Source organism: Pseudomonas sp. PAMC 25886 (assembly GCF_000242655.1).
Classification (GTDB): Bacteria; Pseudomonadota; Gammaproteobacteria; order Pseudomonadales; family Pseudomonadaceae; genus Aquipseudomonas.
Window position 1 is genome coordinate 21,923 of record NZ_AHHC01000006.1, and the last position, 20,796, is coordinate 42,718.

At 62.7% G+C, this 20,796-nt stretch carries 15 protein-coding genes and 1 pseudogene; 5 read left to right on the top strand and 11 right to left on the bottom strand.

Going from position 1 to position 20,796, the window contains the following annotated elements; genetic code table 11:
- Window positions 1–33 precede the first annotated feature (33 nt).
- The 6 genes from MUM_RS01000000132355 to MUM_RS0100170 form a co-directional block, all read right to left on the bottom strand.
- Complete coding sequence (locus MUM_RS01000000132355) at window positions 34–3,768, bottom strand: hypothetical protein (protein WP_010165566.1); 3,735 nt, start codon at window positions 3,766–3,768, stop codon at window positions 34–36.
- A 138-nt stretch (window positions 3,769–3,906) separates the two neighbouring features.
- Window positions 3,907–4,506: a LysE family translocator gene (locus MUM_RS0100150; RefSeq protein ID WP_010165567.1), complete on the bottom strand. Its 600-nt coding sequence runs from the start codon at window positions 4,504–4,506 to the stop codon at window positions 3,907–3,909.
- 54 nt (window positions 4,507–4,560) lie between these two features.
- A complete protein-coding gene (locus MUM_RS0100155; RefSeq protein ID WP_010165568.1) occupies window positions 4,561–5,400 on the bottom strand; it encodes an AraC family transcriptional regulator in 840 nt (279 codons plus the stop codon).
- Window positions 5,401–5,475: 75 nt separating this feature from the next.
- On the bottom strand, window positions 5,476–6,117 hold the full coding sequence (locus MUM_RS0100160; RefSeq protein WP_010165569.1) for a DUF1345 domain-containing protein: 642 nt from the start codon (window positions 6,115–6,117) through the stop codon (window positions 5,476–5,478).
- A 53-nt stretch (window positions 6,118–6,170) separates the two neighbouring features.
- A complete protein-coding gene (locus tag MUM_RS0100165) occupies window positions 6,171–9,269 on the bottom strand; it encodes an efflux RND transporter permease subunit (RefSeq protein ID WP_010165570.1) in 3,099 nt (1,032 codons plus the stop codon).
- A gap of 17 nt (window positions 9,270–9,286) precedes the next feature.
- Window positions 9,287–10,444 (bottom strand): efflux RND transporter periplasmic adaptor subunit, encoded by a 1,158-nt coding sequence (locus MUM_RS0100170; protein WP_029615712.1) that lies wholly within the window; start codon window positions 10,442–10,444, stop codon window positions 9,287–9,289.
- A 191-nt stretch (window positions 10,445–10,635) separates the two neighbouring features.
- Here MUM_RS0100170 and MUM_RS0100175 point away from each other — a divergent pair, with 191 nt between their 5' ends.
- The 4 genes from MUM_RS0100175 to nudC all read left to right on the top strand — a co-directional run bounded on the left by MUM_RS0100175 (window position 10,636) and on the right by nudC (window position 14,450).
- Window positions 10,636–11,337: a response regulator transcription factor gene (locus MUM_RS0100175; RefSeq protein ID WP_010165572.1), complete on the top strand. Its 702-nt coding sequence runs from the start codon at window positions 10,636–10,638 to the stop codon at window positions 11,335–11,337.
- 3 nt (window positions 11,338–11,340) lie between these two features.
- The gene (locus MUM_RS0100180; RefSeq protein WP_010165574.1) at window positions 11,341–12,636 is read left to right on the top strand and encodes an ATP-binding protein; all 1,296 of its coding nucleotides are present in this window, start codon (window positions 11,341–11,343) and stop codon (window positions 12,634–12,636) included.
- A 161-nt stretch (window positions 12,637–12,797) separates the two neighbouring features.
- Complete coding sequence (locus MUM_RS0100185; RefSeq protein ID WP_010165577.1) at window positions 12,798–13,610, top strand: crotonase/enoyl-CoA hydratase family protein; 813 nt, start codon at window positions 12,798–12,800, stop codon at window positions 13,608–13,610.
- 6 nt (window positions 13,611–13,616) lie between these two features.
- Window positions 13,617–14,450 (top strand): NAD(+) diphosphatase, encoded by an 834-nt coding sequence (nudC, locus tag MUM_RS0100190; protein ID WP_008430294.1) that lies wholly within the window; start codon window positions 13,617–13,619, stop codon window positions 14,448–14,450.
- Here nudC and MUM_RS0100195 read toward each other — a convergent pair.
- The 3 genes from MUM_RS0100195 to MUM_RS0100205 form a co-directional block, all read right to left on the bottom strand.
- Window positions 14,418–15,197: a TSUP family transporter gene (locus MUM_RS0100195; protein ID WP_010165582.1), complete on the bottom strand. Its 780-nt coding sequence runs from the start codon at window positions 15,195–15,197 to the stop codon at window positions 14,418–14,420. The two genes, nudC and MUM_RS0100195, sit on opposite strands and share 33 nt — an antisense overlap.
- A gap of 79 nt (window positions 15,198–15,276) precedes the next feature.
- Entirely contained in the window at window positions 15,277–15,996 is a 720-nt protein-coding gene (gene pcsA, locus MUM_RS0100200) for a phosphatidylcholine synthase (RefSeq protein WP_010165583.1), read from the bottom strand.
- A 148-nt stretch (window positions 15,997–16,144) separates the two neighbouring features.
- A complete protein-coding gene (locus MUM_RS0100205) occupies window positions 16,145–17,071 on the bottom strand; it encodes a class I SAM-dependent methyltransferase (protein WP_010165584.1) in 927 nt (308 codons plus the stop codon).
- Between the two features lie 191 nt (window positions 17,072–17,262).
- On the opposite strand from MUM_RS0100205, the gene mdeB reads away from it, so the two are divergent.
- Window positions 17,263–19,941: an alpha-ketoglutarate dehydrogenase gene (mdeB, locus tag MUM_RS0100210; protein ID WP_029615713.1), complete on the top strand. Its 2,679-nt coding sequence runs from the start codon at window positions 17,263–17,265 to the stop codon at window positions 19,939–19,941.
- A gap of 117 nt (window positions 19,942–20,058) precedes the next feature.
- Here mdeB and MUM_RS0100215 read toward each other — a convergent pair whose 3' ends face one another.
- Both MUM_RS0100215 and MUM_RS0100220 read right to left on the bottom strand, forming a co-directional pair.
- On the bottom strand, window positions 20,059–20,553 hold the full coding sequence (locus MUM_RS0100215; RefSeq protein WP_010165586.1) for a DUF1289 domain-containing protein: 495 nt from the start codon (window positions 20,551–20,553) through the stop codon (window positions 20,059–20,061).
- A gap of 52 nt (window positions 20,554–20,605) precedes the next feature.
- Window positions 20,606–20,796 (bottom strand): annotated as a pseudogene (locus MUM_RS0100220) (ribonucleotide-diphosphate reductase subunit beta); the annotation flags it as partial.

The window sequence follows — 20,796 nt, forward strand, 5'->3', positions numbered from 1 at the left end:
TGCCGGTTCTTGGTTGCCGATCTTTCAACACCTCTACGTTGTGCTTATTTTTATATCGTTAAGACCCAAGGTGACGTTATATCCGGGAATGTGCGCGGAAAACGTAATTGAGAAACTTCTGGTGTCTTTTCGGCTAAAGGCGACACTGATTTTTTGCATCCAGGCACCAGTGTCAGGTAACGGTATGTCAATGTCGTACGGTGATTCAGGACCCGCTCGCAGATTCGCAGGCCCATTGGTGAGAAATTCGATGGCGAGTTCGTACTGTCCTGGAGGTAGCTGAGAAGTCGAGAAGGTTTTAGATACTGTTAGATCTCTTTCGCGGTTCGATTTAAGCTCCCAGAATAGACCTCCGTTATAAGAACGATAACCAGGGAGGACGGAGTTTGTCTGGACCCAGCCATTCGAGGTTCGATCATCGAAGTTGGTGTGCTCTACAATCACGATTTGCTTCATCACGGTATACCGCGTCACCGGAAAACTCACCGCCTGCGCCTCGGTGCTGTTATTGGCATACCCCACTTTGAACTCGATCGACAACTGCGCCCCGTTCGGGCAGGTTTTCAGCCAGTTCAGCCAGGCTTGCGGCAGTGCCACGTCAAGCCCTGACGTCGAGTTATGGGGCTGAGCGGCCCAGGCGACATAAGTCGCCGGCGAAGCCCCAGGACACTGGAATGTCATCCAGAGCTTCATCCCCGAATACTGCAACTTCCAGGGTGCAACGGTCAGCCGACTGGCCGTTGTCAGGCCGCTGATATCCAGCGTCCCGTTGTTGGCCACGTTGTTGATCCGCGGATTATCCAAGCTCGCGGCAGAAATCGTGTTGACCCGTACCGTCTGCGTCGCAGAAGGAACAGGGTCAGTCACCCCGACGCGCACCACCGAGTAATTCAACAGCACCGTGCTGTTGACACTGCGGGCCAGTACCGTATTGCCGATGGTGAACACCCGCGTGCCGCTGTCATTGCCATTCAGCTCGGCGCTGTACACGTTGGCATCCGCATAGATCCAGCGCAGGGTGATCTTGTCGGTGCTGCGCATGCCGTCGTATTTCACGCTCACCTGGGCCGTATTTTCGAGCGCCAGGGGCTCCACCGTCACGCTCGGCCCGGTGCCCGAAGCGCCGCCGATAAACGGATGGGGCAGCGAGCTGGGAAACGCCTGGATGACGTAGTGACGCTCCCGGAACAGCACCGCGTTGGCCTTGTTGGTGCTGCGCTCAAAGCTGACCCAGGCCCTGATCCACAAGTCGGAACCGTCCCTGAGCCTGCGCAGATTAACCACCGGCGTCGGTGCCAGGATGCCGTTGGTCTCGGCGCTGGCGTTCACCAGGTCGGCCGTGTAGGTCGACTCGACGTAATTCCCGCCCGCCGCGAGTTGGCCGGAATATTCCAGCCAAATCCGTTGGGCGCGATGGATAAAGTGCCAGACGTTGATCGCCGTGCGTTCGTGGCCGACCAGTCGCGAGACGTCCAGCATCGACGTGCCGAACCCTTCGATGGTCGGAGTCGGCGTGGTGATCAGAGGCAGCAGGCGCACTGTGAGGATGCGTGACGGCATCTCCCGGGTACCGCCCCGGATCAGGAAGTACTGCACGTTGATGTCCCGTCCGCCGGCGGCAATATTGACCCCGACCACTTCGGCCGGCACGGTGTACTCGACACTCTTGCGGGTGTTGCCGTCCTTGGTTTCACTCCAGGTGCCGATACCCGAAATGCCGCTCCAGGTGGCGCGGATGCGGTCGGTGGGGAGCATCTGCGGGAAGCTCACGACGAGGGTTGCGCCGGCCGTCACCGCTTCGGGTGTCAATTGGTCAGGCGAGCGAGAGGCTTCTTTTATTTCGGGCCGGATCAGGTCACCCAGCGATGCCCCCACGGTGATGACCCGCACCTCGGAGCGCAGGGGTTCGGCGCCTGCCCGTTCCCGGGAATAGCTCAGGCGCATCTCGCCATCGCGGTTGGCGTCGATAAAGGTCTTGTCCACCGGGAATGAAACGGGACTGCCTGCGGTGCTGGGATTGAGTTCGATGCTGCCCCCCGTGGAGCCGCCGACGGCACTGCCCAACAAGCGCCAGACAAGGACGTCGCCGTCCCGTGTGCCGGTATCGGGCAGGGTGACAATCACCTGGCCGATCACCGTGTCGGGGTCAAGGTTGTCGAGCAGGTCGAGCCCGTTCATATCGGGTTTGGGCAGCGTGGCCACCCGCGGACCAAATTGCACGAGCAGGTCGTCGGAGCGGCGGCCCGGCGGGCTGACCACGCCGTCCTCCACCAGGTAAAACACCCGAACATCGCCTAAGCCGACAAAGCGTTGGAAGTCGCTGTTGTTCACAATCCGAAAACGTGTCGGTGGTGGCGGAGCGCCCGCCAGCAGGGTTTGTTCATAGACTTCCACGCTGCCGCCGGGCCGCGTGGCCTCCATGCGCAGGGTCACGGGATAGTCTTCGCCGTAAGGGATGTACGCCGGAAAGTCCACGGTAATGTAGGGCCGGGCGGGGTCGACCAAGCCGCTTTCCGCCTCGCGGATGTCCACTGCCGGCATGCTGGATTCGGTACCAAATACGGTGACCGTCAACCGGCGTGAGGTGCCCAGGAAGTCGCCTGCCGCCGTACGCAGCTCATAGCTGATTTGCAGCGTGCCGTTGATCAGTTGTTTGATAAAGTCTTTGTTCACGTCGGTAAACGCGGAGCGACCCAGCCGGGCCGCGAAGGGTGGCAGTGTCTCTACCAACGTCGAACCGTCAGCCCGAATGCCGCTCAACGTTACGTGAATCTGAGTGCCTGCGGGGGTCGTGGTGCCATTGGGAAGCCGGGTGGGCACAGTCACTTCCACCTCGAACGGGCCCGCGCTCTGGGTGTCGAAATTGACGTCGGCGATGTCCGCGCCATCCAGCAGAAAATACGGACGCTCCAGCAGGTTGGGGTCCAGGTCGGTTTCCAGATGCACGGCTTGGGACCACTGCTGCAGCTCGCCGGAATAGTTGAGCACCTTGTCGTGTGCCCGGAAACGAATCGTCACCAGCCCGCTGCCGGCGGCCACCACGATCGATCCCGGCACCAATACCTCGATGGGCTTGCGCCCGGCCACATGATCGGCATCCAGCGTCAGTGTCACCAGGCGGCCGTTCCAGTACAGCTCGATGACGTCCTCGAAGAAAATGTTCGGATAGCGCTCAATGGTACACAGCACCCCCAGACTGGCCCGGGCGGCATCCAGCACGGCACCGGGCCCTTGCAGGTCGGCGGGCAGGTGCAGGATCAGGGCCGAGTGATAGGGCAGGTCCGGGTCCATGTCGGCGCCGCCGGGCCGGGTGTCCTTGATGAAGATCGTCAGGGGGACCGAGGTGCTTTCCCGGCCGGTGGGGCGCACGACTCGACCGTAGCAGGGGTAGACATCCCCCAAGGGCACGTGCTCACGGGGGATCGCCAGGTGGTGAAGGCGTTGCGTCTCCTCGCCGATGCGAATTTCATCCTCGGCCTTGGCGAAACGTGTATCGCCCATGTAGTACTCGAAGAAATCGCCCGAACCGATCGCGGCCCAGGGCCAAAACGTGATGAACAGTAGGTGTTCGATATGACGTATGCCCAGCCCGATGTCTGCCAGGTCACCGGGTGGGAAAATGACCGCATTGGCCACGAAGGGCGCGGGATCGAGGTCTTCGGCGGTGGTCCCCACGGGATCCGTGGTGGAGGGGGTGACAATCAGGTCGGTGCAGGACGACGGGACGGGCAGGTTACTGTCGTCGCGATCGGCGGGGGAGCTGGACATGGGCGTTCTCCTGGCGAGGAAAGTCGCGCCGTTATCGGGGCGCGCTGGCCAGGAAAATCAAACACCCGGAAGAAGCCGGCGGATAGCTGTGAGAAATGACAGTGCCGACGAGTGGTAGATTTCAGCCGGCACCGTCAGTTACATCCACGCACTCAGCCAGGTTGAACCGAATAACAACAAGGCCATGCAGCGGTTAAAGCACTGCATCGCCTTTGCCGAGCGAAACACGCGACCCGAGCCGGCCCCCAGCAATGCCCACACACCCAGGCAGGGCAGGGAAACAATAAAGAAGGCCAGGGACAGGTACACCACGTGACTCTGACGATCGCTCCCGTTGCCGGCAAAGACACTGACGACAGCCAACGCCATCATCCAGGTCTTGGGGTTGAGCAATTGCAGGCTGGCGGCGCCCGTCAGACCCAGGCGCTGTTGCGTGACGCCAGGGTCGATGGTCTCGGTCGGAGCGCTGAATATTTTCCACGACAGGTAGCTCAGCCAAAGGATGCCGGCCCATTGAAGGGTGGCCTGCACCTTGGGCAGTTGTGCCAGGGTTTGGCCGAACCCCGAGCCAACCACCAACACGATTCCCGCCGCCCCCGTACAGGCCCCGAGAATGATCGGCAAGGCAGCCTTGAGGCCATAGCGGGCACTGTTGCTCAGCACCAGGATGTTGGTGGGGCCGGGGGTGATGGAGGCGACAAAGGCGAACAACAGAAATGGCAGCAGGGTAGGGAACATGACAACGCGACTCCAATGAGCAGATCAATGGCGTCGATCTTCACAAGGGCGTGGTTATCTGTCTGGAAGATTTGAGCAGCGCTTGCGGTACGTAGCCGGTGTGAGGCCATAGGCTCGCACGAACCAGCGGCCCAGATGGCTTTGGTCGGAAAATCCCAGGCTTGTCGCTACGTCGGCTGGCTGTTCACCCCTGGCCAGCAAATGTCGGGCTCGGGCCAGACGCAGTTGTACCAGGTAAGCGTGAGGCGGCAATCCGAACGCGCTTTTGAAGGCGCGGGTCAGGCGGAAGCGGTCGACACCGGTGGCCAGTGCCAGTTCGTCCATGCCGATGTCCTGATGCAGGTGGGCGTGCAGGTATTCCCGGGCCTTGTGGGCCACCAGCGGCAAGCGTGGGTCTTCGCGATAGCGCTGGCGCCACTGCAACTGGCCGGTGAGGCGCTCCAGCAGTTGGTCGAGGGCGCTTTGGCGCACGATACGCAGTTCGCCGTGGTGCAGGCTATGGAAGGCGAGGCTGGTGGCCTGTGCCAGGCGTGGATCAGTGGTCAGCGTGTTGGCAACGTTCAGTTGACTGTTGAGCGGCGCTTCCTCGAACACGGCCGACACTTCGCGCTCGAGCCAATGCGGATCGAGGTACAGCATGCGGTAGGTGAAACCCTCGACGGTGGGGGCGTCGCCGTCATGGATTTCGCCCGGTTCCAACAAAAACACTTGCCCGGGTGTGCTGTGATGGCGGGCCCGGCGACAGTTGAATTGCTGCACGCCTTGCTCGGTAACGCCCACCAGGAAACTGTCGTGCCAGTGCGGGTCGTAGGCGTGGCCCTCGAAATGCGCGCGCAGGGTCTCGATGCCGGTGTCGGCGTCTTGAGCCAGGTCGATCCAGTTGTGGGCGGTCATAACGCACCGATAACGAATAGGTTGTCGCCAGTTAGCGCCGCAGCGCCGGGTGGCGTCTAGAAGGTTTGTGCAGCCTCAACCGAACAACCCGGCGGCGATGTTGATCGAGAACCCCAGGATCGCGGTGTTGAACAGGAAGCCGATCAACGATTGCCCCAGCACCACCTTGCGCAGGCCGCGGGTGGCCACGCCGACGTCCGCGGTTTGCACCGCCACACCGATGGTGAACGAGAAGTACAGAAAGTCCCAGTAATTGGGTGTGCGCAAATCCTCGGCAAAGCGCAGCGCCGGCTCGGGGCCGTCCCAGGTGTAATACAGGCGCGCGTAATGCACGCTGAAAATCACCCCGATCAGCAGCCATGAACCGATCACCGTCAGGCCGGTAAACCCGTAGTGCAACAGGCGCTCGGTACTGCTCAGGTCCTTGCTGCCCACCAGTTCAAAGGTAATGGTCGCCAGGCTGGCAATCGCCGCAATGCACACCATGAACAGCACCAGGCTGGCGTTCTCGTCTTCGATCTCGGCGATACGCTTTACGTCGTCGGCGCGGGAATGGCTGGTGAGCCACAGCATCAGCACCAGGTAGGTCCAGACCCCGGCATTCCAGCCGATGAGGATTTTGCTGATGAGTGTATCGGCCGGAGCCAGGAGGCCCACCGCCAGGCCCAGGACGGCGGCGCAGGACAGGCGAGGGTGGGTGCGGGCGAGGAAGGGCATGGGAACTCGATGGGCCAGGGTTTGCATTACCTTAGCCCACCTGAGTCCTTTGTTCAGCTGTCTTTGTGGCGCTTCTTCACCAGCTTCATCACCACCACGAAGAACACCGGCACAAACACCACCGCCAGCGTCGCGGTAATCATCCCGCCGATCACCCCGGTGCCGATGGCCTGCTGGCTGGCCGAGCTGGCACCCGTGGCAATCGCCAACGGCACCACGCCGAGGATAAACGCCAGGGACGTCATGATGATCGGCCGCAGACGCAGGCGTGCCGCCTTGAGCGTTGCATCGATCAGGTCTTCGCCCTGGTCATACAGGTCCTTGGCAAACTCGATGATCAGGATCGCGTTCTTCGCCGACAGGCCAATAATCGTAATCAGGCCGACCTTGAAGAACACATCGTTGGGCATCCCGCGCAAACTCACGGCCAACACCGCACCGAGCACGCCAAGCGGCACCACCAGCAACACCGAGGTTGGAATCGACCAGCTCTCGTACAGCGCCGCCAGGCACAGGAACACGATCAGCAGCGACAAGCCGAGCAATAGCGGCGCCTGGGAACCGGACAAACGCTCCTGCAACGACAGGCCGGTCCACTCCTGGCCCAGGCCGGCGGGCAGTTGGCTGACCAGCCGCTGGATCTCCTCCATTGCCTCGCCGGTGCTGTGGCCGGGCGCCGACTCACCGGAAATCGCGATGGCCGGGTAACCGTTGTAGCGGGTCAACTGGGCCGGGCCCTGGATCCAGCGCGCTTCAACGAAGGCCGACAGCGGCACCATCTTCCCGGCGTTGTTGCGCACATGGATCTTCATCAGGTCGGCCACCTGGCTGCGCTGATCGCCTTCGGCCTGCACCACCACCCGCTGCATGCGGCCCTGGTTGGGGAAGTCATTGATATAGGCCGACCCGATGGCCGAGGACAGCACATTGCCGATGTCGGCAAAGGAAATGCCCAGGGCGTTGGCTTGCTTGCGGTCCACTTCCAGTTGCACCTGAGGCGCCTCGGCCAGGGCGCTTTCACGCACGTTGGCCAGGATCGGGCTTTTCTCGGCGGCGGCCAGCAGTTCGGTACGGGCTTCCATCAGCGCGGCATGGCCGACGCCGCCACGGTCTTGCAGGCGGAACTCGAAACCGCTGGAGGTGCCCAGGCCATCTACCGGCGGCGGCAGGATCGCATAGGCAATTGCGTCCTTCAGCTCGCTGAAGGCGGCGTTGGCACGGTCTGCAATGGCGGCGGCGGAATCCTGGCTGCTGCGCTCCGACCAGTCCTTGAGCGTGGTAAACGCCAGTGCCGCGTTCTGCCCCGAACCGGAGAAGCTGAAGCCCATGATCATCGTGGTATCGCCCACGCCCGGCTCGCCGGCGTTGTGCGCCTCGATCTGCTCGGCCACCTGGACCGTGCGGTTCTTGCTCGCACCCGGCGGCAGCTGGATATCGGTGATGGTGTAACCCTGGTCTTCCACCGGCAGGAACGAGGAGGGCAGGCGACTGAACAACACGCCCAGCCCGACCACCAGCACCAGGTAGATCAGCAGGTAGCGGCCGCTGCGCTTAAGGGCATACGCCACCCAGCCTTCATAGCGGTCGGTGAACTGCTCGAAGCGCCGGTTGAACCAGCCGAAGAACCCGCCTTTCTCATGGTGCTCGCCCTTGGCAATCGGCTTGAGCAAGGTGGCGCACAGCGCCGGGGTCAAGGTCAGGGCAAGGAACGCCGAGAACAGGATCGAGGTGGCCATCGACAGCGAGAACTGCTGGTAGATCACGCCCACCGAACCCGGCATGAACGCCATCGGCAGGAACACCGCCACCAGCACCAGCGTGATGCCGACAATCGCCCCGGTGATCTGGCCCATGGCTTTGCGCGTGGCTTCCTTGGGCGACAGGCCCTCGGTGACCATGATCCGCTCGACGTTCTCCACCACCACAATCGCATCGTCCACCAGGATGCCGATGGCCAACACCATGCCGAACATGGTCAGCACGTTGATCGAGAAGCCCAGCAACAGCATCGTCGCAAACGTGCCCATCAACGCGATCGGCACCACCAGCGTCGGGATCAACGTGTAGCGGATGTTCTGCAGGAACAGGAACATCACCGCAAACACCAGCAACATCGCCTCGCCCAGGGTGTACACCACCTTGGTGATCGAGACCTTCACGAACGGCGAAGTGTCGTACGGGATCTTGTATTCGACGTTGGCCGGAAAGTAGCGCGCCAGTTCGTCCATCTTCGCCCGCACCAGGGTCGCAGTGCTCAAGGCGTTGGCGCCGGGGGACAGCTGCACGCTGACGGCGGTGGACGGCTTGCCGTTCAGGCGGGTGGAGAACTGATATTCCTGGCTGCCGATTTCCACCCGCGCCACGTCACCGACACGCACGGTAGAACCGTCCGGATTGGCCTTGAGCACGATGTCGGCAAATTCGGCCGGCGTCGAGAGCTGGCCTTTCACCAGAATCGACGCGGTGATTTCCTGGGTCTTGGTGCCCGGCAAATCACCGATGCTGCCAGCCGACACCTGGGCGTTCTGCGCGGCGATGGCGGCATTGACGTCGGCCGGGGTCAGGTTGAAACCGATCAGCTTCTGCGGGTCGATCCAGATCCGCATCGCCCGCTCGGCGCCGTATAGCTGGGCCTTGCCCACACCGTCCAGGCGCTTGAGTTCGTTCATCACGTTGCGCGCCAGGTAATCGCTGAGCGCCACGTCATCCAGCTTGCCGTCGCTGGAGGTCAGGGTCACCAGCAGCAGGAAGCCGGCGGAGACTTTCTCCACCTGCAGGCCCTGCTGGGTCACCGCCTGAGGCAGGCGTGGCTCCACCGCCTTGAGACGGTTTTGCACGTCCACCTGGGCCATCTCCGGGTCGGTGCCCGGCTGGAAGGTTGCAGTAATGGTGGCCGAACCGAGGCTGCTCTGGGACTCGAAATACAGCAGGTGATCGGCGCCGTTAAGCTCCTGCTCGATCAGGCTGACCACACTTTCGTCCAGGGTCTGCGCCGAGGCGCCCGGGTACACCGCGTAGATCTCGACTTTCGGCGGCGCGACGTTGGGGTATTGCGCCACGGGCAACTGCGGGATGGCGAGGGCGCCAGCCAGCAGGATAAACAGGGCGACCACCCAGGCGAAGATCGGGCGGTCAATAAAGAACTGCGGCATTGTGAACTATCCCTTTGTTACTGGCCGGATGCCTGGGCGAGAGGCGCGGTGCTGTCGTCAACCTGGACTTTCTCGCCCGGGCGGGCGTGTTGCAGGCCTTCGACGACGATACGGTCCCCGGCCTTGAGGCCGCTGGTCACGACCCAGCGGTCATTCACCACCGAACCCAGTTCCACCGGTTGCTGGGTCACGGTTTGCTCGGCGTCCAGCAGCAACACCATGGGAATCCCGGCACTGTCGCGGGTGATCGCCCGTTGCGGCACGCTGATGCCTTGCTGGTCGACGGCTTGCTCCAGGCGTACGCGGATAAAGCTGCCGGGCAGCAGGTCGAGGTCCGGGTTGGGGAACTCGCTGCGCAAGATGATCTGCCCGGTGCCCGGGTCGACGCTGATCTCGGCGAACAGCAGCTTGCCCGGCAACGGGTACAGGCTGCCGTCATCCTGAATCAGCGTGGCCTTGGCCTGGTCCTGGCCGACCTGCTTCAAGTGGCCGGCGCGGAAGGCCCGGCGCAGGTCATTCAGCTCGCGGGTGGATTGGGTCAGGTCGGCGTGGATCGGGTCCAGTTGCTGGATCAGCGCCATCGGCGTGGCTTCGTTCTGCCCCACCAGTGCACCTTCGGTCACCAGCGCGCGGCCGATGCGCCCGGAAATCGGCGCGGTGACGGTGGCATAACCCAGGTTCAATTTGGCGCGCTGCACCGCGGCCTGGTTGGCGGCCACGTCGGCGGCGGTTTGCCGGGCGGCGGCGCGGGCATTGTCGTATTCCTGGCCGCTGATGGCGTTGCCTTCCACCAATTGGCTGTAGCGCTGCTCCTGCAGGCGCGCCTGGAACGCATTGGCCTCGGCTTTGCGCAGGCTGGCCTGGGCGCTGTCGAGGTCGGCCTTGAATGGCGCCGGGTCAATCCGGAACAGCACATCGCCCTGTTTCACGTCGTGACCTTCCTTAAACACCCGCTGTAACACCACGCCGGCCACCCGGGCGCGCACTTCGGCGATGCGCGGCGCGGCAATCCGCCCGCTCAGCTCGCTGGTGATGGACAGGGGCTTGGCTTCAAGGGTTTCGATCCGCACCTTGGCCAATGGTGCCTCGGCGGCTTCGTCCGCGGACTTGCCACACGCGCTCAGCGCCAGTGTCAGGGCCAACAGGCAAAACGGCGCAAACAGATTCTTCGACATGCTCATATCCCAATATTGACTGGCGCATCCTACGGGCGCCCCCGCCACAGTGCTGTGAAGCTCTGTAGGTGGTGTGTGAAGAAATGTAAGGTGCAGCCCACAGATGCGCGGGGGCGTATATCCTTTATGGCTGCCGAACCTAGCACAATGACCTGTGCGACTCGAAAACGAATCATCTGGAAACACCCTTAATGCCCAACATTCTCCTGGTGGAAGACGACGCAGCGCTCTCCGAATTGATCGCCAGTTATCTGGAACGCAACGGCTACCACGTCAGTGTGCTCAGCCGGGGCGACCACGTGCGTGAGCGCGCGCGACTCAACCCACCGGACCTGGTCATCCTCGACCTGATGCTGCCGGGCCTCGACGGCCTGCAAGTCTGCAGGTTGCTGCGGGCCGATTCGGCCACGCTGCCGATCCTGATGCTCACCGCTCGTGACGACAGCCACGACCAGGTGCTGGGCCTGGAAATGGGCGCCGACGATTACGTCACCAAACCCTGTGAGCCCCGGGTGCTGCTCGCCCGTGTTCGGACCCTGCTGCGCCGCAGCAGCCTCACCGAACCCCAGGTGGCCAACGACCAGATCCTGATGGGCAACCTGTGCATCGACCTGTCGGAGCGCACCGTGACCTGGCGCGACCAGGCGGTGGAGCTGTCCAGCGGTGAATACAACCTGCTGGTGGTGCTGGCCCGGCATGCCGGCGAAGTGCTCAGCCGCGACCAGATCCTGCAACGCCTGCGGGGTATCGAATTCAACGGCACCGACCGCTCGGTGGACGTGGCGATTTCCAAGCTGCGGCGCAAGTTCGACGACCACGCCGGTGAAGCGCGCAAGATCAAGACCGTGTGGGGCAAGGGCTACCTGTTCAGCCGTTCCGAGTGGGAATGCTGAGCCATGTTTCGCGTCCTGATTCGCCTGTACCTGATCACCATCGTCACCTTCGCCGCCGCGATCTACCTGGTGCCGCGGGCGGTGATCCAGCTGTTTGAACACCGTTACATGAGCTACAACATCGAGCAGTCCCGAGGTATGCAGAGCCTGATCGTCAAGGAGTACCAACGGGTGCCGATGGAGCAGTGGGCCAACGTCACCGTGCGCCTGGCGGCGGATTTCGCGCCGCTCAAGGTGCAACTGCTGCGCATCCAGGACGCCAGCTACACCCCGGAAGAACAACGCCTGCTGGAAAAAGACCAGATGGTGATTCGCCTGGGCGAGTGGGGCTGGGCGGACGACGTCAGCTCGCCCCTGGACGACCAGTTGGTGGTCAAGGTCTCGGTACCGCCGGACCCGCTGGACATGAACCTGCTGTACTGGAGCATGAACGTGCTGATCGGCGCGGCGCTGCTGGCGTGTCTGCTGGTCTGGCTACGGCCCCACTGGCGCGACCTGGAACGCCTGAAAAGCACGGCGGCGCAACTCGGCCAGGGCAACCTTGCGGCCCGCACGAAGATTCCCTCCAGCTCCAACATCGGCAGCCTGGCGGCGGTGTTCGACACCATGGCCAATGACATCGAGCAACTGCTCAACCAGCAACGGGACTTGCTCAACGCGGTCTCCCATGAACTGCGCACGCCACTCACGCGCCTGGATTTCGGCCTGGCCCTGGCGCTCTCCGACGACCTGCCGGCCGCCAGCCGCGAACGCCTGCAAGGCCTGGTGGCACATATTCGTGAACTGGACGAACTGGTGCTGGAGTTGCTGTCCTACAGCCGCCTGCAAAACCCGGCACAGACGCCTGAGCGGGTGGAAGTGGTGCTGGATGAGTTTATCGACAGCATCCTCGGCAGCGTCGACGATGAACTGGAAAACCCCGATATCGTCATGGATGTGGTGCTCGACTGCGCCGTGGAGCGCTTCACCCTGGACCCGCGCCTGACCGCCCGGGCCCTGCAAAACCTGCTGCGCAACGCCATGCGGTATTGCGAGCGACGAATTCAGGTGGGGGTGAAGGTGTGCCCCAAGGGCTGCGAGATTTGGGTGGACGATGACGGCATCGGCATTCCGGTTGACCAGCGGGAGCGGATTTTCGAGCCGTTCTACCGGCTGGATCGCAGCCGTGACCGGGCCACCGGTGGGTTTGGGCTGGGACTGGCCATCAGTCGGCGGGCGCTTGAAGCCCAGGGCGGAACATTGACGGCCCAGGGCTCGCCACTGGGCGGCGCACGGTTCCGGCTGTGGCTGCCGAGCTGAAGAACACCACAAAACCATTGTGGGAGCTGGCAAGCCAGCTCCCACAGTTGATCTTCACTGTTCTTCAGTCCTGTTTTTGGCCGATGCACAGCCTTACCCGCCGTCACACACCCTTGATATAGTTCGGCCCTTATCCCAGCTGCCAGTCAAGGATCACTGCCATGTCCGAATACCAAGCCTTTGTCGTCGAACTCAGCGGCAACGTCGCCCATGTGCAGCTCAACCGCCCGGAAAAGATCAACGCCATGAACGCGGCGTTCTGGACCGAGATCATCGACATCTTCCAGTGGGTCGAAGACACCGACGCCGTACGCGCGGTGGTCATCAGCGGCGCCGGCAAGCATTTCTCCTCCGGCATCGACCTGATGATGCTGGCCTCGGTGGCCAATGAATTCGGCAAGGACGTAGGCCGCAACGCGCGCCTGCTGCGGCGCAAGATCCTCGAACTGCAAGCCTCGTTCAACGCCGTCGACAACTGCCGCAAGCCGGTACTCGCGGCGATCCACGGTTACTGCATCGGCGGTGCCATCGACCTGATCAGCGCCTGTGACATGCGCTACGCCGCCGAAGATGCGCAATTCTCCATCAAGGAAATCGACATCGGCATGGCCGCCGACGTTGGCACCCTGCAACGCCTGCCGCGCATCGTCGGTGACGGCATGCTCCGTGAGCTGGCTTACACCGGCCGCCAGTTCGGCGCAGAAGAGGCGCGCAGCATCGGCCTGGTGAATCGGGTGTACAGCGATCACGAGAGCCTGCTGGCCGGCGTGATGGACATCGCCCGGGAAATCGCCGCCAAATCCCCGATCGCGGTCACCGGCACCAAGGCGATGATCAGCTACATGCGTGACCACAGCATCAATGATGGTCTGGAATACGTTGCCACCTGGAACTCAGCTATGTTGCAATCCAACGACCTGCGCGTGGCCATCGCGGCCCATATGAGCAAGCAGAAACCCGAATTCGTGGATTGACTGAACATGACCCCAGGCTGGATTACCACAACGCTGCTGGACAACGACGCCCCGGGCGGCTGGGCCGTGGCCCGCAGCCGCGAAGGCTTTTTGCACGACCAGAACGGCCCGCTGTTCCCCCGGGAATGGCTCAAGCGCCAGGACCTGTCGGTGTTTGCCGAGCATGGCATCGGCCATCTGGATGGCGAACCGGTGTACCTGCTGGAACTCAACAGCCCCGCCGATGTGCCGGGCTGTGGCTGGCAGGGCCTGCGGGCGTTCATGCTGCAAGGCGATCACACCCTGTACAAAGTGCTGGGCTATGCGGCGCAAATCGGCACCTGGGCCCGGGAACACCGGTTTTGCGGCAGTTGCGGCCAGGCGATGGTGCAGGTGCCACGGGAGCGGGCGATGTTCTGCCAGGCCTGTGACCTGCGCAGCTACCCGCGTATCTCGCCGAGCATGATCGTGCTGGTGACCCGTGGCGACGAGATCCTGCTGGCCCGTTCGCCGCGCTTTGTCACGGGGGTCTACAGCACCCTGGCAGGGTTTGCCGAGCCGGGTGAGTCGGCCGAAGACTGCCTGATTCGCGAGGTGCGTGAAGAAGTGCAGGTGGAGGTCAAGAACATCCAGTACATGGGCAGCCAGTGCTGGCCGTTCCCGCACTCGATGATGCTGGGCTTTCACGCCGAGTACGCCGGTGGCGATATCGTGCCCCAGGCCGACGAGATCGAAGACGCGCAGTGGTTCAACATCCATGAGCTGCCGCCGTTGCCGGCGTCCCGCTCGATTGCGCGCTACCTGATAGACCTCTACCTGGCCCGTCGTTTAGGCCACGCTGAACCAGTGCTGCCAGGCTAGGCGCACCGTCAGGCCAAGCACCACGGTGATGAACACCGGGCGAATGAACTTGGCGCCGCCGCTGATTGCGCTGCGTGCGCCAAAGAATGCACCGCACATCACCGAAACGCCCATGCACAGGCCGACAATCCAGTCCACCGAACCATTGAAGATGAACACCGTCAGCGCCGCCGCGTTGCTGACGAAGTTCATGCTGCGCGCCACGCCGCTGGCTTTTACCAGGTCGATGGGGTGCAGCAGCATGGTACTCACGGTCCAGAACGCCCCGGTGCCCGGGCCGGCCACGCCGTCGTAGAAACCCAGGCCAAAGCCCTGGGTGGATTGCCATGTCTTCTTGATCGGCGCGTCGTTATCCAGCGCCGCCTTGGGCGTGCCGCCGAACAGCAAATACAAACCGCAGCCGAACACAATCACCGGGAGCATCTTGTTCAGGGTTTCGGCGGGCAGGTAATGGGCGACGACTGCGCCGGTGAGTGCGCCGATCAGCGTGCCGACGATGGCATGCACCCACTGGCGTGGATGAAACAGCTTGCGGCGATAGAAGGTAAAGCTGGCGGTGGCCGAGCCGAAGGTGGAACTGAGTTTGTTGGTGCCCAGCACCAGGTGCGGCGGCATGCCGGCGGTCAGCAGGGCAGGCGTTGTCAGCAGGCCGCCACCGCCGGCGATGGCGTCGATGAAACCGGCGATGAAGGCAACAACGGCGAGGATCGCCAGGGTGGTGAGGTCAACGCTGAGTTCGAAGGGCATGGGCAAGACTTAGTCGGCAAGGCGCAGAAAGGGCTGCGCGAAAGGCCGGTATCTTACCCATAACCCTCAGGTGTGGGTATCAGGCGTGACGCTTCTCCCACCATTCCATGCCGGTGCGCCAGATGCAGATTCCCAGGAAGTACGCCGACATCAGCAACCACAGCCCCATCGTCAGCCGATTGGTGTACGGGAAGTCGATCACCAGCAGCAGGCTGCACAGCAACCAAATGGTCGTTACCGCAATATTGATCGGCATGAAGCGCTTGACCCGGAACGGGTGCAGGAACTTCATCGGCGTGACCGTCAGCAACGCCAGGCCGATGACAGTCAACAGGGTGATCCAGGCAGCCGGCTGGATGATGTAGACGCACAGCGCAACCACGTTCCAGGCGGCCGGGAAGCCCTGGAAGTAATTGTCCTTGCTCTTCATATTCACGTTGCAGAAGCAGAACAGCGACGACACCAGGATCACCGACACCGTAAACAGTGGGGTGAAGTCCGGCAAGGCGATATAGCGATAGATAAACAATGCCGGGATAAAGACGTACGTCAGGTAATCAATCACCAGGTCCAGCACCGAGCCATCAAAGCTTGGCAGCACCGTCTGCACATTCACCCGTCGCGCGAGCGAGCCATCTACCCCGTCGACGATCAGGGCCAGCCCCAGCCACAGCAGGCAAGCCTTGGGCTGGTTGTCGAGCAGTGCCAAAGTGGCCAGGAAGGCCAGCACCACGCCGGTGGCGGTAAAACCATGGGCGCCCCAGGCCTTGAGACGGGCTACATGCAGGGTCGATATCACAGGGGCGTTCTCCAAATGGTGAAACAGGGCAGCCGACGGGGTAACACCGTCGAATCTGGCCAGAGTGTGCAAGTATCGACCGGGAAGGGTGGGATAAGGTTCACCACCCGGCGTAGGTTAAGCGTAGCAAGCGTAAGACGTTTCGGCATCAGCCTTGACGGAACACCAGTGCCTTTAATCCGCTTTGCGGATCGATATCGGGAAATTCCGGCGGGTTTTCCAGCCGCCGGTCAAAGCGCAGGCCAGGCGCTTCGCGGGTTACGCCGTCGATCAGGAAGTCTTCGCCGAAGGCCGGGTCATTCATGCACGCCAGCACCGTGCCCTGTGCCGTGAGCAAATCCGGCAGGCGGCGCAGCACTCGCTGGTAGTCCTTGGTCAGCAGGAAGCTGCCTTTCTGGAAGGAAGGCGGGTCGATGATCACCAGGTCATACGGGCCGCTGTGGGTGACTTTGGCCCAGGACTTGAACAGGTCGTGGCCGAGGAAGGTCACCTGGCTCAGGTCATGGCCATTCAGGCGGTGATTGTCGCGGCCACGGCTCAAGGCACCCCGGGCCATGTCCAGGTTCACCACGTGCTCGGCGCCGCCTTCGATGGCGGCGACGGAGAACCCGCAGGTGTAGGCAAACAGGTTCAGCACGCGCTGGCCTTGAGCCTGTTCCCGCACCCAGTTGCGCCCGTAGCGCATGTCGAGGAACAGCCCGCTGTTCTGCTTTTTGCCCAGGTCGATCAGGTAGCGCAGGCCGCCTTCGGTGATGGTCAGTTCGTCGACCGCCTCGCCCAACAGCCATTCGGTGGTGCTTTGCGGCAAGTAGCGGTGTTGCACCGCCACGGTATGGGCGCCATAGGACGACCAATCGAACTGCACCAGCATCTGTTTTAACGCCTCAAGTCCCGAAGCTTCGGGTTCCTTGAACAGCGAGACCAGCACCACACCTTGCAGCCAGTCCACCGTCAGCTGTTCCAGGCCAGGCCAGCAGCGGCCACGCCCGTGAAACAGGCGCCGGGTCTCCGTGGGAACGGTGTGCAGGGCGGTCAGCAAATGGGCGTGCAGGGTAGCGAGTGCGTCTGGGGTCATCGGGCAACGTCGGTCATTGAGCGGGCGGCATTTTAAACACAATTGCGGGCTGTCCGGGAGTTGAAGCACAACGTGCTCTGAATCTGTCGATTGGCAGTGATTTGTGCTCAAAACAGCGCGCGCGGCCGCGTACAAAAGTCAAAAAATCCCCTGGCACCGACATAAACTGGAAAAAAAGCCCGGAGGTGCCCATGAACGGTTTCGCGAGTGCAGTGAGTCAGACAGCGATGGACCAGGAAGAACTGGCCGAATGGCGCGATGCCCTGGCCTCCCTGGTGGCCAACGCCGGCGCGGCGCGGGCCCGGGAGATCCTCGACATGCTGGCGGACGCCGGCGGCGCGCCGCACATCGCCTGGAAGCCCCGGCATGGCACGCCTTACATCAATAGCATCGCCGTGGACCAGCAACCGCCGTTTCCCGGCGATCTGGCCACCGAAGAACGCCTGGCTTCAGTGGTGCGCTGGAACGCCCTGGCCATGGTGGTGCGTGCCAACCAGGCCTACGGCGAGCTGGGCGGGCATATCGCCAGCTACGCCAGCGCAGCGGATTTGTTTGAAGTGGGCTTCAACCACTTTTTCCGCGCCCGCAGCGACGGTTTTGGCGGTGACCTGGTGTTCTACCAGCCACACTCCGCCCCCGGCATCTATGCCCGAGCCTTCCTTGAGGGCCGTCTGAGCGAGGCCGACCTGGCTCACTATCGCCAGGAAATCGGCGCCGGCAAGGCGGGCGCCCGGGGCTTGTCCAGCTATCCGCACCCGTGGTTGATGCCGGACTTCTGGCAGTTTCCCACCGGCTCCATGGGCATTGGCCCCATCAGCTCGATTTTCCAGGCGCGGTTCATGCGCTACTTGCAGCACCGTGGCTTGCAGGACACCACGGACCGCCACGTCTGGGGCGTGTTCGGCGACGGCGAGATGGACGAGCCGGAAAGCATGTCGGCCCTGACCCTGGCCGCCCGCGAAGGCCTGGACAACCTGACCTGGGTGGTCAACTGCAACCTGCAACGCCTCGACGGCCCGGTGCGGGGTAACGGGCGCATCATCGACGAGCTGGAAGCCTTGTTCGCCGGCGCCGGCTGGAACGTGATCAAGCTGGTGTGGGGTTCGGACTGGGACGCCTTGCTGGCCAAGGATACCGACGGCGAACTGGCCCGCACCCTGTCGCAGACGGTGGACGGCCAATTCCAGACCTTCGCCGCCAAGGACGGTGCCTATAACCGTGAACATTTCTTCGGCCAAAGCGAGGCGCTGTCCAAGCTGGTCGAAGGCATGAGCGACGAGCAGATCGACCGCCTCAAGCGCGGCGGCCATGACATGGTCAAGATTCACGCGGCCTATCACGCTGCACGCCGGGTCAGCGGCAAACCCACGGTGATCCTGGCCCAGACCAAAAAGGGTTTTGGCATGGGCGAGGCCGGGCAGGGCAAGATGACCACTCACCAGCAGAAGAAGCTCGACCGCGAGGCTTTGATCGCCTTCCGCAATCGCTTCCAGTTGCCGCTGTCGGATGAGCAGACCGAGTCGCTGAGCTTCTACAAACCGGCGCCAGACAGCCTCGAAATGCGTTACCTGCACCAGCGCCGCGCCGACCTCGGCGGGTATGTACCGAGCCGTGGCCAGCAGGCGCCCGCCGTCAGCGTGCCGTCGGTGTCGGGCTACGGTGCGTTTGCCACCCAGGCGGACGGCAAGGAAATGTCCACCACCATGGCCTTCGTGCGCATGCTCACCAATCTGCTCAAGGACAAGGCCCTCGGCCCACGCATCGTGCCCATCGTCGCCGACGAGGCGCGCACGTTTGGCATGGCCAACCTGTTCAAGCAGATCGGTATCTATTCCAGCGTGGGCCAGCGCTACGAGCCGGAAGACATTGGCTCGATCCTCAGCTACCGCGAGGCCACCGACGGGCAGATCCTGGAAGAAGGCATCAGCGAAGCCAGCGCCATCAGCTCCTGGGTGGCGGCGGCCACCAGTTATTCGGTGCATGGCCTGCGGATGCTGCCGTTTTACATCTACTACTCGATGTTCGGTTTCCAGCGCGTCGGCGACCTGATCTGGGCCGCTGCCGACCAGCGCGCCCGTGGCTTCCTGCTGGGCGCCACGGCCGGGCGCACCACCCTCGGTGGCGAAGGCTTGCAGCACCAGGATGGCAGCAGCCACCTGATGGCCGCCACGGTGCCTAATTGCCGCGCCTACGACCCGGCGTTTGCCGGCGAGTTTGCGGTCATCCTCGACCATGGCATGCGCCAGATGCTGGAGCACGACGTCGACGAGTTCTACTACGTGACCCTGATGAACGAAAACTACCCGCAGCCGAGCCTGCCGGACGGTGTCGAAGGGGCGATCATCAAAGGCCTGTACCGGTTGAGCGGGCAGGTGGGCGGCAAGGTGCGCTTGCTCGGTGCCGGCACGCTGGTGCGTGAAGCCCAGGCGGCGGCGCAGTTGCTGGCAGACGATTGGAAGGTTGAAGCTGAAGTGTTCAGTGTCACCAGCTTCAGCGAACTGGCCCGGGACGCACGCGAGGTGGAACGCTGGAATCGCCTGCATCCGCAGCAGCCGGCGCGGCGCAGCCACCTGGCGGAGTGCTTGCCCAAGGGCGCGCCGGTGGTGGCGGTGTCTGACTACGTGCGGGCGGTGCCGCAGATGATTGGGTCATACGTGGATTCGGCTTATACCGTGCTGGGTACGGATGGTTTTGGTCGCAGCGATACCCGGGCGGCGTTGCGGGATTTCTTTGAGGTAGATCGCTATCACCTCGTGCTGGCGGCGCTGACGGCGTTGGTGGAGCAGGGGAGTCTGGACAGGCAGGTTTGCCAGCAGGCGATAGAGCGGTACGCGTTGCAGACAGAGCGAGATGCGTCCTGGGTGTGCTGACACAACAAAAACTGTGGCGAGGGAGCTTGCTCCCGCTGGGCTGCGAAGCGGCCCCAAAACCCTGGGAGCGCTGCGCACTCCAGCGGGAGCAAGCTCCCTCGCTACATTAGTCGGTGTTTATCCCAAAGTACTGGCTATCAACGGCGCCCCAAAAGACTCCCGCAGAAACCCCGGTGCGATGTACCGCTCGTAATGCGCCTCGGACAACAGGAAAAACTCCCGATCAATCGCATCCCGCAAATCCGCCAGATTGCGCTCGCGAAACTCCGGCAGCAGCGCCAAGCCATACGCATCCAGCTTGGAAATCACCCGCGCGCCCCGAGCGATCAACTGATACGCCCAGCAATACGGCGACTGGTGGGGCACAAACCGGATCTTGCGGTCCTCCAGTTGCTGGCGCAGGCGTTGCGGGTCCAGCACCTGCAGCTTGCTGGTCATCACCTGCACCAGCAGTTGTTCCAGGCGCAGCCACACCGCCTGTTTTTCCTCGGCGTTGTAGCCGTTCCACTGAATCACCTCATGGTGATAGCGCTTGCAGCCCCGGCACACCAGGTCTCCGTAAACGGTGGAGCACAGGCCGACGCAGGGTGTCTTGATGGTTTGATTGGGCATAAAAAAACATCGACAGGTGAAACAACACGGCCCCCGAAGGGGCCGCTTTAAATCAATCCCAGCTCAGCGCGCCGCCAGTCTGGTACTCGATCACACGGGTCTCGAAGAAGTTCTTCTCTTTCTTCAAGTCCATGATCTCGCTCATCCACGGGAACGGATTCGTCGTCCCTGGATACTCTTCCTTCAACCCAATCTGCGACAAACGACGGTTCGCGATGAACTTGAGGTAATCCTCCATCATCG